This is a genomic window from Streptomyces sp. JNUCC 63, assembly GCF_054366325.1.
In genome coordinates this window covers 5,265,075-5,286,516 of sequence record NZ_CM135963.1, presented here as the reverse complement: position 1 = coordinate 5,286,516, position 21,442 = coordinate 5,265,075, and the positions used below count along the sequence as shown (strand labels likewise).

General features: G+C 69.8%; 17 protein-coding genes, 2 tRNA genes and 2 pseudogenes. 5 read left to right on the top strand and 16 right to left on the bottom strand.

Annotated elements, in window-relative coordinates:
* Nucleotides 1–60: 60 nt before the first annotated feature.
* The 7 genes from mreD to ACX25U_RS24260 all read right to left on the bottom strand — a co-directional run bounded on the left by mreD (nt 61) and on the right by ACX25U_RS24260 (nt 8,427).
* The gene (gene mreD / locus ACX25U_RS24290) at nt 61–741 is read right to left on the bottom strand and encodes a rod shape-determining protein MreD (protein WP_454383103.1); all 681 of its coding nucleotides are present in this window, start codon (nt 739–741) and stop codon (nt 61–63) included.
* A 13-nt stretch (nt 742–754) separates the two neighbouring features.
* On the bottom strand, nt 755–1,690 hold the full coding sequence (mreC, locus tag ACX25U_RS24285) for a rod shape-determining protein MreC (protein ID WP_454383102.1): 936 nt from the start codon (nt 1,688–1,690) through the stop codon (nt 755–757).
* 162 nt (nt 1,691–1,852) lie between these two features.
* Complete coding sequence (locus ACX25U_RS24280; RefSeq protein WP_111005632.1) at nt 1,853–2,872, bottom strand: rod shape-determining protein; 1,020 nt, start codon at nt 2,870–2,872, stop codon at nt 1,853–1,855.
* A 314-nt stretch (nt 2,873–3,186) separates the two neighbouring features.
* Nucleotides 3,187–3,600 carry a nucleoside-diphosphate kinase gene (gene ndk, locus ACX25U_RS24275; protein ID WP_454383099.1) on the bottom strand — a complete coding sequence of 138 codons (414 nt, stop codon included), beginning with the start codon at nt 3,598–3,600 and terminating at the stop codon, nt 3,187–3,189.
* 56 nt (nt 3,601–3,656) lie between these two features.
* Complete coding sequence (locus ACX25U_RS24270) at nt 3,657–4,031, bottom strand: DUF4233 domain-containing protein (RefSeq protein ID WP_454383098.1); 375 nt, start codon at nt 4,029–4,031, stop codon at nt 3,657–3,659.
* Nucleotides 4,032–4,037: 6 nt separating this feature from the next.
* Nucleotides 4,038–5,555 (bottom strand): bifunctional tetrahydrofolate synthase/dihydrofolate synthase, encoded by a 1,518-nt coding sequence (gene folC / locus ACX25U_RS24265; RefSeq protein ID WP_454383096.1) that lies wholly within the window; start codon nt 5,553–5,555, stop codon nt 4,038–4,040.
* 247 nt (nt 5,556–5,802) lie between these two features.
* Nucleotides 5,803–8,427, bottom strand: coding sequence for a valine--tRNA ligase (locus tag ACX25U_RS24260; protein ID WP_454383094.1), 2,625 nt, complete (start codon nt 8,425–8,427; stop codon nt 5,803–5,805).
* Nucleotides 8,428–8,564: 137 nt separating this feature from the next.
* On the opposite strand from ACX25U_RS24260, the gene ACX25U_RS24255 reads away from it, so the two are divergent.
* On the top strand, nt 8,565–9,542 hold the full coding sequence (locus tag ACX25U_RS24255; RefSeq protein ID WP_454383092.1) for a hypothetical protein: 978 nt from the start codon (nt 8,565–8,567) through the stop codon (nt 9,540–9,542).
* Between the two features lie 71 nt (nt 9,543–9,613).
* Here the strand turns inward: ACX25U_RS24255 and clpX are convergent, their stop codons facing one another.
* The 5 genes from clpX to ACX25U_RS24230 form a co-directional block, all read right to left on the bottom strand.
* Complete coding sequence (clpX, locus tag ACX25U_RS24250; RefSeq protein ID WP_454383090.1) at nt 9,614–10,900, bottom strand: ATP-dependent Clp protease ATP-binding subunit ClpX; 1,287 nt, start codon at nt 10,898–10,900, stop codon at nt 9,614–9,616.
* A 169-nt stretch (nt 10,901–11,069) separates the two neighbouring features.
* Nucleotides 11,070–11,750: an ATP-dependent Clp protease proteolytic subunit gene (locus ACX25U_RS24245; RefSeq protein ID WP_361408447.1), complete on the bottom strand. Its 681-nt coding sequence runs from the start codon at nt 11,748–11,750 to the stop codon at nt 11,070–11,072.
* A gap of 141 nt (nt 11,751–11,891) precedes the next feature.
* Entirely contained in the window at nt 11,892–12,497 is a 606-nt protein-coding gene (locus tag ACX25U_RS24240; protein WP_454394484.1) for an ATP-dependent Clp protease proteolytic subunit, read from the bottom strand.
* Between the two features lie 282 nt (nt 12,498–12,779).
* Nucleotides 12,780–14,216, bottom strand: a complete 1,437-nt coding sequence (tig, locus tag ACX25U_RS24235) for a trigger factor (protein ID WP_454383088.1) — start codon at nt 14,214–14,216, stop codon at nt 12,780–12,782.
* A gap of 196 nt (nt 14,217–14,412) precedes the next feature.
* Nucleotides 14,413–14,486, bottom strand: a tRNA-Pro gene (locus ACX25U_RS24230).
* Between the two features lie 272 nt (nt 14,487–14,758).
* Here ACX25U_RS24230 and ACX25U_RS24225 point away from each other — a divergent pair.
* Nucleotides 14,759–14,829 (top strand) — tRNA-Gly (locus ACX25U_RS24225).
* Between the two features lie 73 nt (nt 14,830–14,902).
* On the opposite strand, the gene ACX25U_RS24220 is transcribed toward ACX25U_RS24225, so the two are convergent.
* Complete coding sequence (locus tag ACX25U_RS24220) at nt 14,903–15,097, bottom strand: hypothetical protein (RefSeq protein WP_454383086.1); 195 nt, start codon at nt 15,095–15,097, stop codon at nt 14,903–14,905.
* A gap of 559 nt (nt 15,098–15,656) precedes the next feature.
* Between ACX25U_RS24220 and ACX25U_RS24215 the strand changes: the two genes are divergently transcribed.
* Complete coding sequence (locus tag ACX25U_RS24215) at nt 15,657–16,769, top strand: acyltransferase family protein (protein WP_454383084.1); 1,113 nt, start codon at nt 15,657–15,659, stop codon at nt 16,767–16,769.
* Between the two features lie 92 nt (nt 16,770–16,861).
* On the opposite strand, the pseudogene ACX25U_RS24210 reads toward ACX25U_RS24215, so the two are convergent.
* Nucleotides 16,862–17,212 (bottom strand): annotated as a pseudogene (locus ACX25U_RS24210) (hypothetical protein); the annotation flags it as partial.
* 303 nt (nt 17,213–17,515) lie between these two features.
* Between ACX25U_RS24210 and ACX25U_RS24205 the strand changes: the two are divergent.
* Nucleotides 17,516–17,659, top strand: a pseudogene (locus ACX25U_RS24205) (hypothetical protein); the annotation flags it as partial.
* A gap of 12 nt (nt 17,660–17,671) precedes the next feature.
* Here the strand turns inward: ACX25U_RS24205 and ACX25U_RS24200 are convergent.
* Entirely contained in the window at nt 17,672–18,850 is a 1,179-nt protein-coding gene (locus ACX25U_RS24200) for a PP2C family protein-serine/threonine phosphatase (RefSeq protein WP_454383083.1), read from the bottom strand.
* A gap of 162 nt (nt 18,851–19,012) precedes the next feature.
* Between ACX25U_RS24200 and ACX25U_RS24195 the strand changes: the two genes are divergently transcribed.
* A complete protein-coding gene (locus ACX25U_RS24195) occupies nt 19,013–20,254 on the top strand; it encodes a GNAT family N-acetyltransferase (RefSeq protein WP_454383082.1) in 1,242 nt (413 codons plus the stop codon).
* Nucleotides 20,255–20,260: 6 nt separating this feature from the next.
* Here ACX25U_RS24195 and ACX25U_RS24190 read toward each other — a convergent pair whose 3' ends face one another.
* Nucleotides 20,261–21,070 (bottom strand): Fpg/Nei family DNA glycosylase, encoded by an 810-nt coding sequence (locus ACX25U_RS24190; RefSeq protein ID WP_454383081.1) that lies wholly within the window; start codon nt 21,068–21,070, stop codon nt 20,261–20,263.
* Nucleotides 21,071–21,442 lie beyond the last annotated feature (372 nt).

Genomic DNA, 21,442 nt, shown 5'->3' with positions numbered 1-21,442 from the left:
GTGTGTACGAGTCGTATACGACGAAGCTGTGAGACCGACGGCCGGTCAGCGTCCTTTCCGTCACAGCCGCTTGACCCCCTTGATGCGGCCGACCCGGGTGGTGCGGGCGCGGGCCTTGGTCTTCAGGCCGCCGAACGCGCCGCGCTGGCCGCCGATGTGCAGGCCGGTGCCGGAGGAGAGCCAGCCGGAGGAGATGTCGGCCGCCTTCTTCGAGGTGGAGTTGGTCTCGGCGAGCGGGTCGTTCTCCGCGCGCCGGGCCAGCGCCATGATGCCGGGGACGACGAAGGGGGCGAGCAGCAGGTCGTACACGGCGGCCGTGAGCAGCAGGCTGGGCAGGCCGACGTGGCGGGCGGCGGTGTCGCCGACGAGGGCACCGACACCGGCGTACAGCAGCGTGGAGCCGATGGCGGCGCCGACCACCACGGTCATGGGGCCGGTGGCCGACTTGACCTGGCCGGTCTCGGGTTTGATGAGCCCGGCGAGGTAGCCGATGACGCACAGCACCAGGGCGTAGCGGCCGGCGGCGTGGTCGGCGGGCGGGGCGATGTCGGCGAGCAGTCCGGCGCCGAAGCCGACGAGGGCGCCGCCGACATGGCCGTAGACCATGGCCAGGCCCAGGACGGTGAGCAGCAGCAGGTCGGGGACGGCACCGGGCAGGTGCAGCCGGGCCAGGACGCTCACCTGGATCACCAGGGCGACGACGACCAGCGTGGTGGAGAGCAGGATCCGGTTGAAGCGCATGGAATTCAGGCTCCTACTGCTGCGGCAGGGCGGGGGCGTCGGCGGACGGGGTGACCGTCACGGTCACCGTGGGCGTCGGGGTCGGCCTGGGCTTGGGCGGCAGCACCTCGTCGCGCGGGTCCTTCTTCGGGGCCCGTACGACGACGCCGACGACGTCGAGCTTGGTGAAGGAGACGTACGGCGTGACGTAGGCGGTGCGGGTCAGGTCGCCGCCGGTGGGGTCGACGCGGGAGACCACGCCGACCGGGACGCCGGGCACGAACGGCCGGTCGGTCTGTGAGCCGAAGGTGACCAGACGGTCGCCCTTCTTCACGTTCGCCTTGGCGTTGAGCAGCTGCACGCGCAGCGGGCGGTCGCCCTGGCCGGAGGCGAAGCCGAGTTCGTCGCTGCCCTCCATGCGGGTGCCGACGGTGAAGTCGGGGTCGTTGGCGAGCAGCACGGTGGCGGAGGTGGGGCCGACGGTGGTGACGCGGCCGACCAGGCCGTCGGCGTTGAGGACGGTCATGTCGCGCTTGATGCCGTCATTCGCGCCCGCGTCGATGGTGATGGTCCAGGAGAAGCCCTGCGCGGCTCCTATGGCGATGACCTGGGCGCCCTTGATGCCGTACTGGCCCTGGCCGGCCAGCTTCAGCATCCTGTTCAGCTGGTTCAGCCGGCTGCGGTTGCGGTCGTCGCTGCCGAGCTCGGCCTTGAGGGCGGCGTTCTCCTTCTCCAGCGCGGCGAGCCGGTCGTGGCGCTCGCCGGAGTCACGGACCGCGGAGACCGCGTTGCCGACCGGGTTCACCGCGGTCGACACGCCGTTCTCGATCGGGCCGAAGACGGTGGCGGCTGCGTGCCGGGCGCCGTCCACCGGGGAGTTCTCCCCACCGCGGATGTCCACTGTGATCAACGCGAACGCGATGGCGATCAACAGCACCAGGAGCAGCCGGCTCTCTTTCGTGTCCCTCACGTGCGGCGGCCGTGCCCTTCCTCATAGGAACTGGGTGGCCCCCGAGAAGCGCTGACCCTGAGCGCGATCCCAAGGGGCCCGTTTGCGGGAGCTTGTGTCTCTATATCAACGATCCGCCGTACGAGAGGGGATCAACTCGTACGGCGGAATCGAAAAGTCGTGTCATCTGCGCGGCTGGGCGTCGAGGACCTGCTGGAGTGCCTCGAACTCCTCGACGCACTTACCCGATCCGAGCGCCACGCTGTCCAGCGGGTCCTCGGCGATGTGGATCGGCATGCCGGTCTCCCGGCGCAGCCGCTCGTCCAGGCCGCGCAACAGCGCCCCGCCGCCGGTCAGAACGATTCCCCGGTCCATGATGTCGCCGGACAGCTCCGGCGGACACTTGTCGAGTGTCGTCTTGACCGCGTCGACGATCGCGTTGACCGGCTCCTCGATCGCCTTGCGCACCTCGGCGGCCGAGATGACGACGGTCTTCGGCAGCCCGGAGACGAGGTCCCGGCCGCGGATTTCGGTGTGCTCGTCGGTTTCGAGGTCGTACGCCGATCCGATCGTGAGCTTGATCTGTTCCGCCGTCCGCTCACCCAGCAGAAGGGAGTACTCCTTCTTGACGTGCTGGATGATCGCGTTGTCCAGCTCGTCGCCGGCGACGCGGATGGACTGGGCGGTGACGATGCCGCCGAGCGAGATGACCGCGACCTCCGTGGTGCCGCCGCCGATGTCCACCACCATGTTGCCCGTGGCCTCGTGGACCGGCAGGCCGGAGCCGATGGCCGCGGCCATCGGCTCCTCGATGATGTGCACCTGGCGGGCGCCCGCCTGGGAGGAGGCCTCGATGACGGCGCGGCGCTCGACGCCGGTGATGCCGGAGGGCACGCAGACCACGACCCGCGGGCGCGCCAGATACCGCCGCTTGTGGATCTTCAGGATGAAGTAGCGGAGCATCCGCTCGGTGATCTCGAAGTCCGCGATGACGCCGTCCTTCAGCGGACGCACGGCAACGATGTTGCCGGGCGTGCGCCCGATCATCTTCTTCGCCTCGGCACCGACCGCGAGGATGCCACCGGTGTTCGTGTTGATCGCGACGACGGACGGCTCGTTGAGTACGATCCCGCGACCCCTGACGTACACCAGCGTGTTGGCGGTCCCGAGGTCGACAGCCATGTCACGGCCGATGAACGACATTGAGTTCCCCATCAGGATTCGTCTGGCCTTCCCTGGGAGCTTTTGAAGGCTTTTCAGGTACGGCGAGGTGGGTGCTGTGACGTGAAGGCTTACATCGTAGACGCGCCTGCACGAACACTGCGCGAGGGTCTCCGCCATTGTCAGCGGATGGCGTACCGCCTCGCTTGTGGAGACGGCCCATCGGAGGCACTCGTTCCCCCGATCGGCATCCCCTATGCGGCGGGACGGCCGTGTTCGTACGGCCGCCCAGGTCAGGCGATCGGCCGAGCTGACGGAACGTCAGGAAGAGCGGCCGGGACCAGTTCTTCCGGGTGTCAGCCGCGGCCCGGGAAGAAGATCTTGACCTCGCGCTCGGCGGACTCCTCGGAGTCGGAGGCGTGGATCAGGTTCTCCCGGACGATCACGCCGTAGTCCCCGCGGATCGAGCCCGGAGCGGCGGCGATCGGGTCGGTGGGTCCGGCCAGCGCGCGCACGCCCTCGATGACCCGGTCGCCCTCGACGATCATGGCGACAACCGGACCGGACGACATGAACTCCACCAGCGGCTCGTAGAAGGGCTTGCCCTTGTGCTCGCCGTAGTGCTGCTCCAGGGTCTCGGTGTCCAGGGTACGAAGCTCCAGCGCGGTGATCTGCCAGCCGGCCTTGCGCTCGATACGGCTGATGATCTCGCCGGTCAGGCCACGACGGACGGCGTCGGGCTTGAGGATGACGAGGGTGCGCTGGGTCACGATCGGGCTCCTTCTTGCCTACAGATATGCGGTGGGACGAGGTTACAGGGCTGCTGTCACGCAGGGTCGGGGGAGGAGGGGCTCGCCTCGGTGGGTTCGGCGGCCTGCGCGGCGAACCTGGCCTTCGCCTCGTCGACCTTCCGCCCGTAGTGCACCGACGCCCACCACAGGGCCGCGAACACCGCGCCCAGGAAGTACATCAGCGGCACGACCAGGCCGGAGGCGATCAGTGCGACCTGCAGCGCCCAGCCGAGGGCCACGCCGCCGGGCCGGGTCACCAGGCCGCACAGCAGCAGGCACAGCAGCATGGCGACGCCGCTGACCGTCCACACGGTCGTCGTGGACAGGCCGGGGTCCTTCATCGCGACCAGCGCGGCGAAACCGATGACGAAGAACTCGCCGATCAGGGTCGAGGAACACAGCGTACGCACGAGAAGTCAGCCCCTCCCGAGGAGCAGTCGGGCCTCACCGACAGTGATGACGGAACCGGTGACCAGCACACCGCCACCGGCGAACTCGCTTTCCTCCTCGGCGAGCGTGATCGCGGCCTCCAGCGCGTCCGGCAGCCGCGGTTCGACCTGGACCCGGTCCTCGCCGAACACCTCGACGGCGATGGCGGCCAGTTCGTCGGCGTCCATCGCGCGGTGGCTGGAGTTCTGCGTGACCACGACCTCCGCGAAGATCGGCTCGAACGCCTCCAGCAGACCGCGCACGTTCTTGTCGCCGCTGGCTCCGACCACACCGATCAGCCGGCTGAAGTCGAACGCCTCCTGGACCGCCTCGGCGGTGACCCGCGCGCCCGCCGGGTTGTGCGCGGCGTCCAGCACCACGGTCGGCGAGCGCCGTACGACCTCCAGCCGGCCCGGCGAGGCGACCGACGCGAACGCCTTGCGGACCGTCTCCGCGTCCAGCGGCTCGGCGCGCTGGGCGCCGACGCCGAAGAACGCCTCCACGGCGGCGAGCGCCACGGCGGCGTTGTGCGCCTGGTGGGCGCCGTGCAGCGGCAGGTACACCTCGGTGTACTCGCCGCCCAGGCCGCGCAGGGTGAGCAGCTGCCCGCCGACGGCCACCTGCCGCGCCAGGACGCCGAACTCCAGCCCCTCACGGGCCACGGTCGCGTTGACCTCCACGGCCTTCTTCAGCAGCACCTGGGCTGCGTCCACCGGCTGCTGGGCCATGATCACGGTCGCGTCCTGCTTGATGATGCCGGCCTTCTCCCCGGCGATCTCGCCCGTGGTGGCACCGAGCCGGTCGGTGTGGTCGAGGGCGATGGGGGTGACGACGGCGACGTCCGCGTCGATGACGTTGGTGGCGTCCCAGCTGCCGCCCATGCCCACCTCGACGACGGCCACGTCCACCGGCGCGTCGGCGAAGGCGGCGTACGCCATGCCGGTCAGCACCTCGAAGAAGGACAGCCGGTACTCCTGCGAGGCGTCGACCATCTCCACGTACGGCTTGATGTCGTGGTACGTCTCGACGAACCGCTCGGCGGAGACCGGTGCGCCGTCCAGGCTGATCCGCTCGGTGATCGACTGCACGTGCGGGGAGGTGTACCGGCCGGTGCGCAGCTCGAAGGCGCCGAGCAGGGCCTCGATCATGCGGGCGGTGGAGGTCTTGCCGTTGGTGCCGGTGATGTGGATGGAGGGGTACGACCGCTGCGGCTCGCCCAGGACGTCCATCAGCGCGGAGATCCTGCTGACCGAGGGCTCCAGCTTGGTCTCGCCCCAGCGGGTGGCCAGCTCCCCCTCGACCTCCCGCAGCGCCTTGTCGACCTCGGGATCCTCCGGCCGCCCCGGCACCTCCGCCCGCGGCGGCCCGCCCTGCGTCCGCAGGGTACGGCTACCGGCCTCGATCACCGCGAGATCGGGGTCGCGGTCGGTCTCGGTCGCGATGATCTCGTCGAAGGAGTCGAGGGGGTCGTGCTGACCACTGGGGTCCGGGGGGAGCTCACTCACGGGGCCCAGTCTACGTACGCAGCCTGCGGGCATGCGTGCCGCATAGCCGGCGGGCAGTCGTGCCTCCCCCAGTGCTGAACGCCTGGGGGACCCCCAGGGCGATGGGGCCCCTGCTCGAGCGAAGCCGAGAGCTCGGGGGAGGGTGGGCGCGGGCAGCACCCGTCGAGCGCGGTGAGCGTCCCCGCCCCACGGCAACCGAAAGCCCCGGAACCAGACAGCTCCGGGGCTTTTGGCAACGTAGCGGCAGTCAGCCCTGCGGCAACCGCTCCAGCTGCGCGGCGATCCGCGTGATGTCCTCCTCGGCCTTGGCCAGCCGCGTACGGATCTTCTCGACCACATGGTCGGGCGCCTTCGCCAGGAACGCCTCGTTGCCGAGCTTGGCGTTGGCCTGGGCCTTCTCCTTCTCGGCGGCAGCCAGGTCCTTCGCCAGCCGCTTCCGCTCGGCGGCCACGTCGATCGCGCCCGACAGGTCCAGCGCGACCTCGACGCCCGCGACCGGCAGGGTCGCCGTGGCCGTGAAGGAGTCGCCCTGCGGCTGCAGCCGCAGCAACTGCCGGATCGCCGCCTCGTGCGACACCAGCGCCGTACCGTCCAGCGTCAGCCGCGCCGGCACCCGCTGCCCCGGCTGCAGCCCCTGGTCGGCCCGGAACCGCCGCACCTCGGTGATGACGGACTGCAGCGTCCCGATCTCACGCTCGGCCTCCGCGTCCCGGAAGCCGCTGTCGGTCGGCCACTCGGCGATGACGACCGACTCACCACCCGTAAGGGTGGTCCACAGGGTCTCCGTGACGAACGGAACCACCGGGTGCAGCAGCCTCAGCGTGACGTCCAGGACCTCGCCCAGCACCCGCTTGGAGACCTCGGCCGCCTCGCCGCCCGCCTGGAAGGTGGTCTTGGACAGCTCGACGTACCAGTCGAAGACCTCGTCCCACGCGAAGTGGAACAGCGCGTCGGACAGCTTGGCGAACTGGAAGTCGTCGTAGTACGCGTCGACCTCGGCGACGACCGAGTTCAGCCGGGACAGGATCCAGCGGTCGGTCGCCGACATCTTCGAGACGTCCGGCAGCGGACCGTCCACCGTCGCACCGTTCATCAGTGCGAAGCGCGTCGCGTTCCAGATCTTGTTGGCGAAGTTGCGCGAGCCCTGGACCCAGTCCTCGCCGATCGGCACGTCGACACCCGGGTTGGCGCCGCGGGCGAGCGTGAACCGGAGAGCGTCGGAGCCGTACTTGTCCATCCAGTCCAGCGGGTTGACCGCGTTGCCGAAGGACTTCGACATCTTCTTGCCGAACTGGTCGCGGACCATGCCGTGCAGGGCGATGGTGTGGAACGGCGGGGTGCCGTCCATCGCGTACAGGCCGAACATCATCATCCGGGCGACCCAGAAGAAGAGGATGTCGTAGCCGGTGACCAGGACGGAGTTCGGGTAGAACTTCGCGAGGCTCTCGGTCTGCTCGGGCCAGCCGAGCGTGGAGAACGGCCACAGGCCGGAGGAGAACCAGGTGTCGAGGACGTCGGTGTCCTGGTGCCAGCCCTCGCCGCTGGGCGGCTCCTCGTCCGGGCCGACGCAGACGACCTCCCCGTTCGGCCCGTACCAGACGGGGATCCGGTGGCCCCACCACAGCTGCCGCGAGATGCACCAGTCGTGGAGGTTGTCGACCCAGTCGAAGTACCGCTTCTCCATCTCCTGCGGATGGATCGTGACGCGGCCGTCCCGGACGGCGTCACCGGCGGCCTTGGCCAGCGGGCCGACCTTGACCCACCACTGCATGGACAGGCGCGGCTCGATGGTGGTCTTGCAGCGCGAGCAGTGGCCGACGGAGTGGACGTAGGGCCGCTTCTCGGCGACGATCCGGCCCTCGGCGCGCAGCGCGGCGACGATGGCGGAGCGGGCCTCCAGGCGGTCCAGGCCCTGGAAGGGGCCGTGCGCGGTGATGACCGCGTGCTCGTCCATCACGGCGATGGACGGCAGGTCGTGCCGCTGGCCGATCTCGAAGTCGTTCGGGTCGTGCGCCGGGGTGACCTTGACGGCTCCGGTGCCGAACTCGGGGTCGACGTGCTCGTCGGCGATGACGGGGATGGAGCGGTCCGTCAGCGGCAGCTTGATGAGCTTGCCGACGAGGTGCCGGTAGCGCTCGTCGTCGGGGTGAACGGCGACGGCGGTGTCGCCGAGCATGGTCTCGGCACGGGTGGTGGCGACCACGATGGTGTCGTCGCCGTCGCCGTACTTCATCGAGACGAGCTCGCCGTCGTCGTCCTGGTACTCGACCTCGATGTCGGAGATGGCGGTCAGGCACCGGGGGCACCAGTTGATGATGCGCTCGGCGCGGTAGATCAGCTCGTCGTCGTAGAGCCGCTTGAAGATGGTCTGGACGGCCTGGGAGAGCCCTTCGTCCATGGTGAAGCGCTCACGCGACCAGGCGACGCCGTCGCCGAGGCGGCGCATCTGGCCGGAGATCTGCCCGCCGGACTCGTTCTTCCACTGCCAGACGCGCTCGACGAAGGCCTCGCGGCCCAGGTCGTGCCGGGACTTGCCCTCCTTGGCGAGCTCGCGCTCGACGACGTTCTGGGTGGCGATGCCCGCGTGGTCCATGCCGGGCTGCCACAGCGTCTCGTGGCCCTGCATGCGCTTGCGGCGGGTGAGGGCGTCGATGAGCGTGTGCTCGAAGGCGTGCCCCAGGTGGAGCGAGCCGGTGACGTTCGGCGGCGGGATGACGATGGTGTACGGCGGTTTTTCACTCTTCGCGTCCGCCTCGAAGTACCCCCGCTCCACCCAGCGCTCGTACAGCGGCCCCTCTACGTCGGCCGGCGCGTACTGGGTCGGCAGTTCGGTGTCGGGCGCTGGTGGCTGCTGCTGAGCGTTCTCGGTCACGGGGTCAGTTTAGAGGTGTTACGGCGCGGTCCCGAACCGCATTTGTTCTGTAACGGTGCGGGACCCCGGCACCCTGCGCGCGACGTGGCTGGGTCAGGATGTCAGGAACACATAAGCACCTGGAGGGGAACCCCGTAATGAGCAGCAACCAGCCGGGCCCGTACGGCGGGCAGCCCCAGCAGCCCGGGCCGTACGGCCAGCCGGGTCCCTACGGCCAGCAACCGCCGCAGACTCCGCCCGCGCAGCCCGGCTACGGCTACCCTCAGCAGGCCCCTCCGCCCCAGCCCGGTTACGGCTACCCTCAGCAGCCCGGCCCGGGTGTCCCGCCCCAGCCGGGCCCCTACGGCCAGCAGTCCCCCTACGGCCAGCAGCCCCCGTACGGCCAGCCCCCGTACGGCGCCGTCCCCCCGCCCCCGGCCTCGGGCGGCGGCAAGGGCAGGACGGCGGCCCTGATCATCGGCGCGGTGGCGGTCGTGGTGGCGATCGCGGTGGGCGCGTACTTCGTGTTCGGCGGGGGCAGCGGCTCGAACGTCGCGGACGACGGACCGCACAAGTTGGTCACACCCGAAACGGTTCTCGACGGCCAGTACAAGAAGGGCAAGAGCTCCGGGGGCGACGGCATGTCCAAGTCGGACCTGAAGGACGCCGAGAGCTGGGGCGTGAAGAGCCCGAAGGACGTCAGCGCCAGCTATGAGTCGGGGGACAAGAGCAACCCGTTCGGCCAGAAGATGATCACCTTCGGCGGCGTCTACGGCACCATCGACGACCCCGAGAAGGCCGTCGACAGCATGTTCGCGGACATGAAGAAGAACGCGGAGAAGGAGGGCACCAAGGACGGTGAGCTCGTCGGCAGTCCGAAGGCGTACAGCCCGAGCGGCCTCGGCGGCGCCGTCCTCAAGTGCCAGGAGATCAAGGTCAAGCTGGGCTCGTCGAGCGGCTCGGCCGCCGGCCCCAAGGACATGACGATGCCGGTCTGCATCTGGGGTGACCACAGCACCCTCGGGCTCGTGATGCCGGTCGACGTCGCCAGCGCGTTGACCGGCAAGTCGAGCACCCCCGAGGACGCGGCCGACACCACGGCCAAGCTCCGCAAGGACGTCCGCGTCGAGGCCTGACGCGCACCCACACGGCAGAAGGGGCCCCGGTCGGTCGACCGGGGCCCCTTCTGCCGTCCGTGCCTCGGCGGTTACGCCGTCTTCTGCTCGCCCGGCCCCCGGCCGCGCGCGTCCCTCGGGATCAGGGTCGGGTTGACGTTGGAGCGGACGACGTCGGCGGTGATGACGACCCTCGCCACGTCCTTGCGCGACGGCACCTCGTACATCACCGACATCAGGACCTCCTCCATGATGGCGCGCAGGCCGCGGGCGCCGGTCTGGCGGAGGATGGCCTGGTCGGCGATGGCCTCCAGGGCCTCGCGTTCGAAGTCGAGTTCCACGCCGTCGAGTTCGAACAGACGCTGGTACTGCTTGACCAGGGCGTTGCGCGGTTCGACCAGGATCTTCAGCAGCGCCTCGCGGTCCAGGTTGTGGACCGAGGTGATCACCGGCAGGCGGCCGATGAACTCCGGGATCATGCCGAACTTGACCAGGTCCTCGGGCATGACGTCCTCGAACTGGTCCTTGTCCTCCAGCTCCCGCTTGGAACGGATCGTCGCGCCGAAGCCGATGCCCTTGGCACCCGCGCGTCCCTCGATGATCTTCTCCAGGCCCGCGAAGGCGCCGCCCACGATGAACAGGACGTTCGTCGTGTCGATCTGGATGAACTCCTGGTGCGGGTGCTTGCGGCCGCCCTGGGGCGGGACGGAGGCCGTGGTGCCCTCGAGGATCTTCAGCAGGGCCTGCTGGACGCCCTCGCCGGACACGTCGCGCGTGATGGAGGGGTTCTCGCTCTTCCGCGCGACCTTGTCGATCTCGTCGATGTAGATGATCCCGGTCTCGGCCTTCTTGACGTCGTAGTCGGCCGCCTGGATCAGCTTCAGCAGGATGTTCTCGACGTCCTCGCCCACGTACCCCGCCTCGGTCAGCGCCGTGGCGTCGGCGATGGCGAACGGGACGTTCAGCATGCGGGCCAGCGTCTGGGCCAGCAGGGTCTTGCCCGAGCCCGTGGGGCCCAGCAGGAGGATGTTGGACTTGGCGAGCTCGATGGCGTCCTCGCGGCCCTGCGCGCCGCCGTTCTCGCCGGCCTGGACGCGCTTGTAGTGGTTGTACACCGCGACGGACAGGGACTTCTTGGCGGCCTCCTGGCCGACGACGTACCCGTCCAGGAACTCGTAGATCTCGCGGGGCTTGGGAAGCTCCTCCCAGCGCACCTCGCTGCTCTCCGCGAGCTCCTCCTCGATGATCTCGTTGCAGAGATCGATGCACTCGTCGCAGATGTACACACCGGGCCCTGCGATGAGCTTCTTGACCTGCTTCTGGCTCTTTCCGCAGAACGAGCACTTGAGCAGATCGCCGCCGTCACCGATGCGTGCCACGGTGTGCTTCCCCTTCGCCTGGGAGACGCCTGGACGCGTTGAGTCCAGCGGCTCCTGGTGCTGCCTTATGTCGACGGTACCTTGCCGGGCCCCCCGTTCGGGCCCCCCTTGGCACGGTTCACTTTGACGTGCACTGTGCCAAGGAGCGGCAGACGTTCCTGCCTTCGCCTCAGCGGACGGAGGCGTTGTTCATCTTCCGGGTGGAAATGATCTGGTCGATCAGCCCGTACGACAGCGCCTCCTCGGCCGTGAGGATCTTGTCGCGCTCGATGTCCTCACGGATCTTCTCGATCGGCGTGCTGGAGTGCTTGGCCAGCATCTCCTCCAGCTGCGAACGCATCCGGAGGATCTCGTTGGCGGCGATCTCCAGGTCGGAGACCTGGCCGCGGCCGGTCTCGCTGTAGGGCTGGTGGATCAGCACACGGGCGTTCGGCAGCGCCATGCGCTTGCCCGGCGTGCCGGCGGCCAGCAGGACGGCGGCGGCGGAGGCCGCCTGGCCCATGCAGACCGTCTGGATGTCGGGCTTCACGAACTGCATCGTGTCGTAGATGGCCGTCAGCGCCGTGAAGGAGCCGCCGGGGCTGTTGATGTAGACCGAGATGTCCCGGTCGGGGTCCATCGACTCCAGGCACAGCAGCTGCGCCATGACGTCGTTGGCGGAGGCGTCGTCGATCTGGACGCCGAGGAAGATCACGCGCTCCTCGAAGAGCTTCGCGTACGGGTCGTACTCGCGAATGCCCTGGGAGGTGCGCTCCACGAAGCGGGGGATGACGTAGCGGGACTCGGCCGTGGGGCCGGTGTACTCGGCGCGGGTACGGTCGTAGAGGCCGCTGCCGGGGAAGTCGTTCACGGTGTCTCTCCTGGAAGGGGGCTGGGCGGTCGGCTGGGGGCTGGCTGGGCTTCACGGAGGCCTTCGGACGTCTGGGGCGCCTCCCCGGGGCCGGGGACTCCGCGGGAGCGGCTCAGGGGCCGTGTGGCCTCCGTGGGCGGCTCAGGCCCCGGTGCCGCCGCCGCCCGGCATGCCGGCGGCCGACTCGATGACCTCGTCGATGAGGCCGTAGTCCTTGGCCTCGTGGGCGTCGAACCAGCGGTCGCGGTCGGAGTCGCGGGTGATCTGCTCGACCGACTGGCCGGTGTGGAAGGCGGTGAGTTCCGCCATGCGCTTCTTGGTGTGCAGCAGCCGCTCGGCGTGGATCTTGATGTCCGAGGCCGAGCCCGCCAGGCCGGCGGAGGGCTGGTGGATCAGGATCTCGGCGTTCGGCAGCGCGAAGCGCTTGCCCCGGGTGCCGGCGCTGAGCAGGAACTGGCCCATCGAGGCCGCGAGGCCCATGGCGATGGTCACCACGTCGTTCTTGATGTACTGCATGGTGTCGTAGATCGCCATGCCGGCCGTGATCGAACCGCCCGGGCTGTTGATGTAGAGGTAGATGTCCTTGTCCGGGTCGGCGGCAAGGAGCAGCAGCTGTGCGGTGATCTTGTTCGCGATGTCGTCGTCGACCGGCTGGCCGAGGAAGATGATCCGCTCGTTGAGCAGCCGGTTGTAGACCTGGTCGCCGAGGCCACCACCGATGGAAGGCTCGCCGGCGGCGGAGGGCATCAGATTCGTCACGTATCCACCTGCTCGTCTTACGACGGCACGGGGCCGTCTTACGTGTTCTGCCGGGGCGTGGGGGCCGTCCGGCGATGTTCGGGGACTCCCCTGCCCTCGTATTCAAGGACCCTAACGCGCAGGCCCTGCGGTGCCATCCCGGTTCCTGGGGTGTTCGCCGGGGGCGTACGCCGTGGTGTCTGTGGCCCCGCGCCCCTTGAGTAGGCGAACGGGCCCCAGGTCACAACGTACCCGGGGCCCGTCCTGCGTGCATGGGAGGTGCCGTACGGATCAGGCCTCGGCCTTCTCCTCGCCCTCGCCCTTGTCCTCGGCGGACGCCTCGGTGGCCTCGGCGACCTCGGTGGCCTCCGCAGCCTCGGCGGCCTCGGCGGTCTCGGCGGTCTCGGCGGCCTCGTCCTCGTCGTCCAGGTCGACGATCTCGCCGTTGGTGTCCTTCACGGTCGCGGCCTCGACCACGACGGCCAGGGCCTTGCCGCGGGCGACCTCGCCGACCAGCAGCGGAACCTGGTTCTGCTGGACGACGGCCTGCGCGAACTGGTCGGGGGACATGCCGGAGGAGGCCGCACGCCGCATGAGGTGCTCGGTGAGCTCCTCCTGGCTGACGCCCAGCTCCTCCTTGTTGACGAGCTCGTCGAGCACGAACTGGGTCTTGATGCCCTTGACCGCGGCCTCGCGGGTCTCGGTCTCGAACTCCTCGGCGGTCTTGTCCTGGATCTCCAGGTACTTGTCGAGGGTGAGGCCCATCTGCGCGAGCTGGTGGTGCTCGAGGTTGTGCTTACGGGTGTTGACCTCGTCCTCGAGCAGCTTCTCGGGGACGGGGACCTCGACCAGCTCGAGCAGCTTGTCCAGGACGCGCTCCTGGGCCTGCGTGGCCTGGTCGAACTGCTTCATGTTCTCCAGGCGCTTGCGGCTGTCGGCCCTCAGCTCCTCGAGGGTGTCGAACTCGGAGGCGAGCTGTGCGAACTCGTCGTCCAGCTCGGGCAGTTCCCGGGCGGCGACCTGGGTGACCTTGACGGTGACCTCGGCCTCCCTGCCGGCCGCGGAGCCGCCCTTGAGCTCGGAGGCGAAAGTGGCCTCGCCACCCGCCTCGAGCCCCTTCACGGCGTCGTCGATGCCGTCCAGCAGCTCACCGGAGCCGATCGTGTAGGAGACGCCGTTCGCGACGCCGTCCTCCAGGACCTCGCCGTCGACCTTGGCCTCGAGGTCGATGGTCACCACGTCGCCGTCCTCGGCGGCGCGCTCGACCGGGGTCGTGGAGGCGAAGCGCTCACGCAGCTGCTCGACCGCCTTCTCGACGTCCTCGTCGGTCACCTCGACGGCGTCGACCTCGACCTCGATGCCGGAGTAGTCCGGGATCTCGATGGTCGGGCGGACGTCGACCTCGGCGGTGAAGTTCAGCGTCTCGCCGTCCTTCAGCTCGGTGATGTCGACCTCCGGCTGGCCCAGCGGGTTCAGCTCGGCCTCGTTGACCGCGTCGGTGTAGAACCGCGGAAGCGCGTCGTTGACGGCCTCCTCCAGCACCGCACCGCGGCCGAACCGCTGGTCGATGACCCGGGCCGGGATCTTGCCCTTGCGGAAGCCCTTGACCGTGACCTGCTGGTTGATCTTCTTGTACGCCGCGTCGAGGCTGTCCTTGAGCTCCTCGAAGGGCACCTCGACAGTGAGCCGAACCCGGGTCGGGTTCAGGGTCTCCACGGCGCTCTTCACGGTTCGGTCTCCTTGTGGCTGACTTCTTGGATTCTGCCGGGGCCGGACGGTTCCGGCGGATGTTTCGCCGCCCGGAGGCGTTCGCAGCCCCAGCAGGACCGGACACACGGGCGCGCAGTTTGAATAGTAACCGCAGCCACTCTTCGCCCCAAAAGGCGATCACGCGCGGTGACGCCGACCGTCGGCCGGCGAATCGTCGGGGTGGCGGGATTTGAACCCACGGCCTTCCGCTCCCAAAGCGGACGCGCTACCAAGCTGCGCCACACCCCGCCTGTGCGACACGTAGGGTACGTGACTCCGCTCCCCCACCTGAAGGAGGGGGGCTTTCAACCCGAGGGTTGCGGTCCAGTCCGAACCGATCCCTTTCGGGACAGGCGGAAACTACCACAAATCACGGTCCGCGGAGGCCGGCATCAGACTCACGAGTGAGGGCTCGCGGATGCGTACGACCGGCGTACGCCCCCGGGGTGTGCGGCGACGCCCCACGACCCGCTACGATGCCTGATGTGCCGCGGTCGACAGACCCGCGGCGCGCACTGTGTGCGGGCGTAGCTCAATGGTAGAGCCCCAGTCTTCCAAACTGGCTACGCGGGTTCGATTCCCGTCGCCCGCTCTGTACGGCTCAGGGCCAGGTCGGAGGAGGACTCCCGCCTGGCCCTGATCGTTTTCGGGTGTCCCGACGCCGCTCAGAAGCTGATCGAGTTGATCGTGTGCGCTATCGAGTCCAGGAAGCGGCTGATCGACGGGGCGATGCCGGTGGAGGCGAGGAAGAAGCCGAAGAGCACGGCGACGATGGCCGGCCCCGCCTTGATGGATCCCCCTCGGAGCAACACCACCAGGATGATCGCCAACAGCAGCACCACGGACAGTGAAATGGCCACAACTGATCACACCCTCGGTCGGTCCGCTCTCCCGGCCCGGGGACGCCAGCCCCGCGCACCTCGCTGGAACCATCGTGCCACCAACGCGGCTCCTGTATGCGGGGGCTGACGCATCATCGGTCAGCACTGCGGCCCGGGCATCAGGCTCGCAGGGCCGGTGCCGCTCACCGGCCGTGTCCCGCAGGGTAATTCGGCGCTCATCACCGCCGCGGCTCCAGGGCGAATCGAGTAATTTCGTTTCAAGGCCCATACATTACGTTCACAGGCCATTCGAATTGCTGCCGCACGGCGCGCACCATGGGTCGACTTGTTGCCATGAATCACGACATCGTGGGTGCGGATGCTGTGCCTGAACGAGGCGGACGATGTGTCGACCGTCACCCGCCGGTCACACACTTGTCGTCAATTCCTGGGTAGCCGCAGCGAATAACCAGGATTGCCGTCGGGCGTTCCGTGAAATCCCACAGACAACGCTAGGGTGCCTCAGATGTTCCACGCTGCCTCGTCCCCCGGCCCTAACAGAACACCGCTTCCCCCGGCACAGTCGTCCGCACCGGGAGTGCCCAGCCCGCGGCGGCCGGTTGAGCATGGCGGAAGATCCGGAGAGCAGCGCGATCCGTTCTTCGACAATGCGAAGTACCTGGCGATCGTGCTGGTGGGCATGGGGCACACCTGGGCGGCGATCAAGAGCGACAGCCGGGCCCTCGAAACCGCGTACAACGTCGTGTACATCTTCCACATGCCGGCGTTCATCATCATCTCCGGCTTCTTCTCCCGTAGTTTCGATCTTCGTCCGCACCGGCTGAAGCGGCTGATCACCGGCGTTCTCGTGCCGTACGTCGTCTTCCAGCTCGCCTATTCACTCTTCCGGGTCTTCGTCGGCCATTCCGACGACCGGCAGATCAACCTCTTCGCCCCCTGGTACCTGGCCTGGTTCCTGTGCGCCCTGTTCATCTGGCGTCTGACCACACCCGTCTGGAAACTGGTGCGTTGGCCTCTGCCCGTCGCCCTCGGCGTCGCCATGCTGGCCTCGGTCACCCCGGGAATGAGTGGCGAACTGGAACTCCAGCGCGTCTTTCAGTTCCTGCCCTGCTTCGTGCTGGGCCTGTGTCTGAAGCCCGAGCACTTCCGTCTGGTGCGCCGTCGCTCGGCGCGGATCCTGTCGGTGCCGGTGTTCGTGCTGACGCTGGCCGTCGGCTGGTGGAGCGTGCCGCACGTGAACACCGGGTGGGTGTACCGGAACAGCGCCGCGCAGGACCTGGGTGCCCCGTGGTGGGCCGGGCCGGTCATGGTGCTGGCGTTGTTCGGCTGTGCGCTGGTGCTGACCGCCTGTTTCCTCGCCTGGGTGCCGGGCCGGCGGATGTGGTGCACGGCGCTCGGCGCGGGCACGCTGTGCGGCTATCTGCTGCACGGTTTCGTGGTCAAGGGCGTGCTGTACGCGGGCGGGTTCGACGCGGGCTGGCTGCACAGCCCGGTCGGCGCGGTCGTCGTCACCCTCCTCGCGGCGGGCGGTATGACCGTGCTGTGCACCCCGCCCGTGCGACGTTTCTTCCGGTTCGCCATGGAGCCGAGGATGGACTGGGCCTTCCGGCAGGACACGGACCGACCGGCCCGCGATCGCGAGAAGTCGGCGGGCCGTGGCGCCGAGCGCGAGGCGGCGGCGGTGCGCTGAGAGCGGCGCTCCTCGACGGCCGGTGCCGGGGGCTGTCCGCGGGCGGCCTCCGGCCTGTCGCGTGGCGCCGAGGACCAGGCGCTCGTCGGCGAGTCGGTAAGGGGCAGGGCGACCTGGGCGAACAGCCTGCCGTCGGTGAGGACGCGGCTCTTCTCCTCCGGGGACAGGGTCTCGGCGGGCTTGCGGTCGATGGTGGACTCGCTCGGGTCGTTCAGCCGCAGGTCGACGCGGGTGCCGAACTGGGACTGGGTGGCGATGCGCACGTCGTTCCAGCGCAGCATGCCGGCGACGACGTGGATGCCGTAGCCGCTGTCGTGCTTGAGGATGTCGGCGACCGCGTCGTCCGGTTCCTGGAAGTCGTCGCGCAGCGCGCCGAAGCCGTCGATGAGCGGCACGATCTCCGTGGAGGCCGGCTCGGGCAGCCGGCCCGCGGCGCGCACGGATCACCACGCGGCTGCGCGATGCCGGGTCCACCGTCATCCGGGCCACCCTTGACCCGCACCTCTCCTGACCTACCGTGAGGGATGTCTTCCGCGCCCCCCACGAGGTCACCAAGGCACCGCTGTCCGAGGCGCAGGTGCTGGGCATCGACGAGGTCCGGCGCAGAAAACCGCGCTGGGAACAGGACCTGACCACCGGAAAGTGGCACCTGGTCCGCGACCGGTGGCACACGGGCTTCATCGACGCGCTCGGCACCGGCAGATCGCCGGGCCGGGCCGGGGCGCACCGCCACAGGGCACAGCAACGCCAAGGGCGAGGGAATCAACCGCGTGATCAGGCTCGTCGTCCGCAACGCGTTCGGCTTCCGCAACGCCGGCCACCAGCGCTTACCAACACCCCGCGTCACCACCCGCCGAGCCCGCGGACACCTCCGCACCGCTCAGCTTTGAAACCCCTCAGGCTCAGCGTGCCGTCTGGGCCGTCGGGCCCTCGCGGCAGATGAGGAGGAGGGCGCGGTCGTCGTTGACGTCCTTGGCCACTGCTTCGATCAGGTGCCAGGCGGCGCCGTGGAAGCCGCCGGCGACGTAGCGGTCGGCCTCGCCGGTGAGGCGGTCGATGCCTTCGGTGATGTCGCGGTCGGAGGTCTCCACCAGGCCGTCGGTGAACAGCATCAGTACGTCGCCGGCCCGCAGGGAGCCTTTGACCGGGTCGAACTGGGCGCCGTCGTAGACGCCGAGGAGCGGGCCTTCGGCGGCCTTCTCCTCCCAGCGGCCGCTGCCCGCGCTGAGCTGCAGGCCCGGCGGGTGGCCGGCGGTGTACAGCTCGTAATCGCCGGAGTCCAGGTCGAGGACCAGGTGGATGGAGGTCGCGAAGCCCTCCTGCCAGTCCTGGCGCAGGAGGTAGCCGTTGGCGGCGGGAAGGAAGGCGTGCGGGGGCAGGCTGCCGAGCAGGCCGCCGAACGCGCCCGACAGCAGCAGCGCCCGCGAGCCCGCGTCCATGCCTTTGCCGGAGACGTCCGTGAGGACGACCTCCAGGGTACGGCCGCCGTTCGTACGGGCGGCGACCACGAAGTCGCCGGAGAAGGACTGGCCACCGGCCGGGCGCAGGGCCATCTCGTGGTGCCAGCCGTCCGGCAGCTGCGGCAGCGTGCTCTGCACGCGGATGCGTTCACGCAGGTCGAACAGCATGGTGCCGCCGCGCCGCCAGGGCACGCCGACCCTGCTGCGGAACTGGGCGATCAGCAGCCCGAACAAGCCGCAGGCGGCGACCACCAGCACCACACCCGGGGTGACCCGGGCAGGGCCCTCGGGGTACGGCCCGAGCCGCACCGACTCCACGATCAGCGCCGTGGCCGCGGCGGCGTACAGGCCGAGCAGGCTCGCCGGACGGAGCAGCAGGCCGCCGGCGACGATGGGCAGCACGAGCGCGGCCGGCGAGAACCAGATCGAGTTGGCGAGGGTCAGCACCGCGATCAGCGGGATGGTCAGCAGCAGGCCGCCGAGCGCGATCCAGTCGGAGCCGTCCCCGCGGAAGTAGTCGACGGCGGATCTGCGCACGCCGACGCGGGCCCGGTGCCACTGCATCTTCAACCGGGCCGTGAACGTCTCGGCTTCCGCGCGCCGCTCTCGTCCTGCTGCCATTAGTTCGGGACCCTATCCATCGAACCCGCTGCTTGGCACGGGAGGTCCCACTTGTCCCCCGTCCGAGGCCCGGATTCACAGTGAACTTCACAGGATGCCGTCACGCTGCCGCCCGGGAGAAATTCGCTCGCCCGTTCCGTATCGCCCTGGTACGCATGGCGTATGGCAAGTGACCTTGTGACCGGGCCGAGAGTGCTGCGGCAGGACGAGTGGGACCCCTGGTACGACAACCTGATCCGCGCGTTCGGCGGGGTTCCGGAGTCGTCGGAGGAGCGGCAGGCGTGGCGGTCCGTCACCGAGTTCGACCGTTCCCTGGGCGTGTGGGACGGAGACGCGTGTGTGGGGACGGCGGGGGCGTACAGCTTCCGGATGACCGTGCCCGGCGGCGCGCTGGTGTCCGCGGCCGGGGTGACGATGGTCAGCGTGGCCGCCACGCACCGGCGGCGCGGTGTGCTGACGTCGATGATGCGGCGGCAGCTGGACGACGTACGGTCCTGGGGCGAGCCGCTGGCGGTGCTGACCGCCTCCGAGCCCGCGATCTACGGCCGCTTCGGGTACGGGGCGGCGACCTTCCAGTTGCAGGCCGAGATCGACACCAACCGGGCCGGGCTCTCGGTCCCCGCCGGCATCAACGACGTACGGCTGCGGTACGCGGCGCCCGCCGACGTGCTGGACGCCTGCGAGGCGGTGTACGCGCGGCTGGTGCCGACCCGGCCCGGGATGGTGGAGCGGCCGCCCGGCTGGGCGCGGCTGACGCTGCTGGACCCGGAGAGCGAGCGGGGCGGCGCGTCGCCGCTGCAGTGCGTGGTCGCCGAGCGGGACGGAGAGGTCACGGGGTACGCGCGCTACCGGGTCAAGCCCAGCTGGGACAGCGGTGGGCCCGAGGGCACGGTGGTGCTGAGCGACCTGGACGCGCTGGACCCGGCGAGCGGGGCCGCGCTGTGGCGGTTCCTGTACGGGATCGACCTGACGTCGACGCTGAGCATGCGGATGCGGCCGGTCGACGACGCGTGGCAGTACCTGGTGTCCGACATCCGGCGGTGCCTGCCGCGGCTGCGGGACGCGTTGTACGTCCGGCTCGTGGACGTGGGGGCGGCGCTCGCGGCGCGGACCTACCTGGCGCCGGTGGACGTGGTGTTCGAGGTGGCGGACGACTTCTGCCCGTGGAACTCCGGGCGGTGGCGGCTGAGCGGGGACGCGAAGGGGGCGTCCTGCGAGCGTACGTCGGACACGGCCGAGGTGTCGCTCTCGGTACGGGAGTTGGGGGCGGCGTACCTCGGTGGCGTGCCGCTGACCGCGCTGGCCGCGGCCGGGCGGGTGCGGGAGCTTCGGCGGGGGGCGCTGGCGGAGGCGTCGGTGGGGTTCGGGTCGGCGGTGGCGCCGTGGCTGCCGCACGGGTTCTAGCCGGCCTCAGAGTTTCTGGCAGGTGGGGCACCAGAAGAGGTTGCGGGCGGCGAGGTCGGCGGTGCGGATCTCGGTGGCGCAGATGTGGCAGGGCAGGGTGGCGCGGCGGTAGACGTAGACCTCGCCGCCGTGGTCGTCCACGCGGGGTGGGCGGCCCATCGCCTCGGGGGTGTGCTCGGAGCGGACGGTGTCGATGCGGTTGTTGCGGACGCCCTCGCGCATGAGCCCGACGAGGTCGGTCCAGAGGGCGTCCCACTCGGCGGGCGTGATGTCCTTGCCGAGGCGGTACGGGTCGATGCCGTGCCGGAAGAGGACCTCGGCGCGGTAGACGTTGCCGACGCCCGCGATGACCTTCTGGTCCATGAGCAGGGCGGCGATCGTCGTACGGCTGCGGCGGACGCGGGCGTAGGCGGTGGCCGGGTCGGCGTCCGGGCGGAGGGGGTCGGGGCCGAGGCGGTCGTGTACCGCCTGCTTCTCGGCGTCGGTGATCAGGGCGCAGGTGGTGGGGCCGCGGAGGTCGACGTACGCGGTGTCATTGGCGAGGCGGAGGCGGACGGTGTCCGTGGGCGGGGGCGCCGGGGCGTCGCCGAAGGTGACCTTGCCGAAGAGGCCGAGGTGGATGTGGACCCAGTCGCTGTCGCGGAAGCGGAGGAAGAGGTGTTTGCCGTGGGCGTCCGTGCGGGTGAGCTCCGCTCCGGTGAGGAGGGTGGCGGCGTCGGAGAACTTGCCCTGGGGGCTGGTGACGTGGGTGGGGGTGCCGGCGAAGCGGGTGGCGTACTCCTGCGCCAGGCGGTGGATGGTGTGGCCCTCCGGCACGGTGGCGTCCTCTCCTACGGTCCTTTGCCCACCCGCCCGCCTCGGTGGGGTGAGGGTTGCCCGGCCCCGGGGCTCCGCCCCGGACCCCGGTTTCCCACCCGCCTCGGTGGGAGAGAAGTACCCGGTCCTGGGGCTCCGCCCCGGACCCCGGCGGGGGCTTCGCCCCCTGCGCCCCCTGACGGTGCTCCGCTCCAGCTTTCACGAGGCTCCGCCCCTGCACCCCGACGGGGGCTTCGGCCCCGCCCCGGGGCTCCGGGGACTCACGGGTCCCTCCCTCGAGGGTCCTCGCCCATCGCCCGACGGCTCCAAGCCTCTCCCATCAAGCCCGCGGGGCTCTGCGGCCCTCGGGCCCATCTGCTCCGTGAGCCTGGC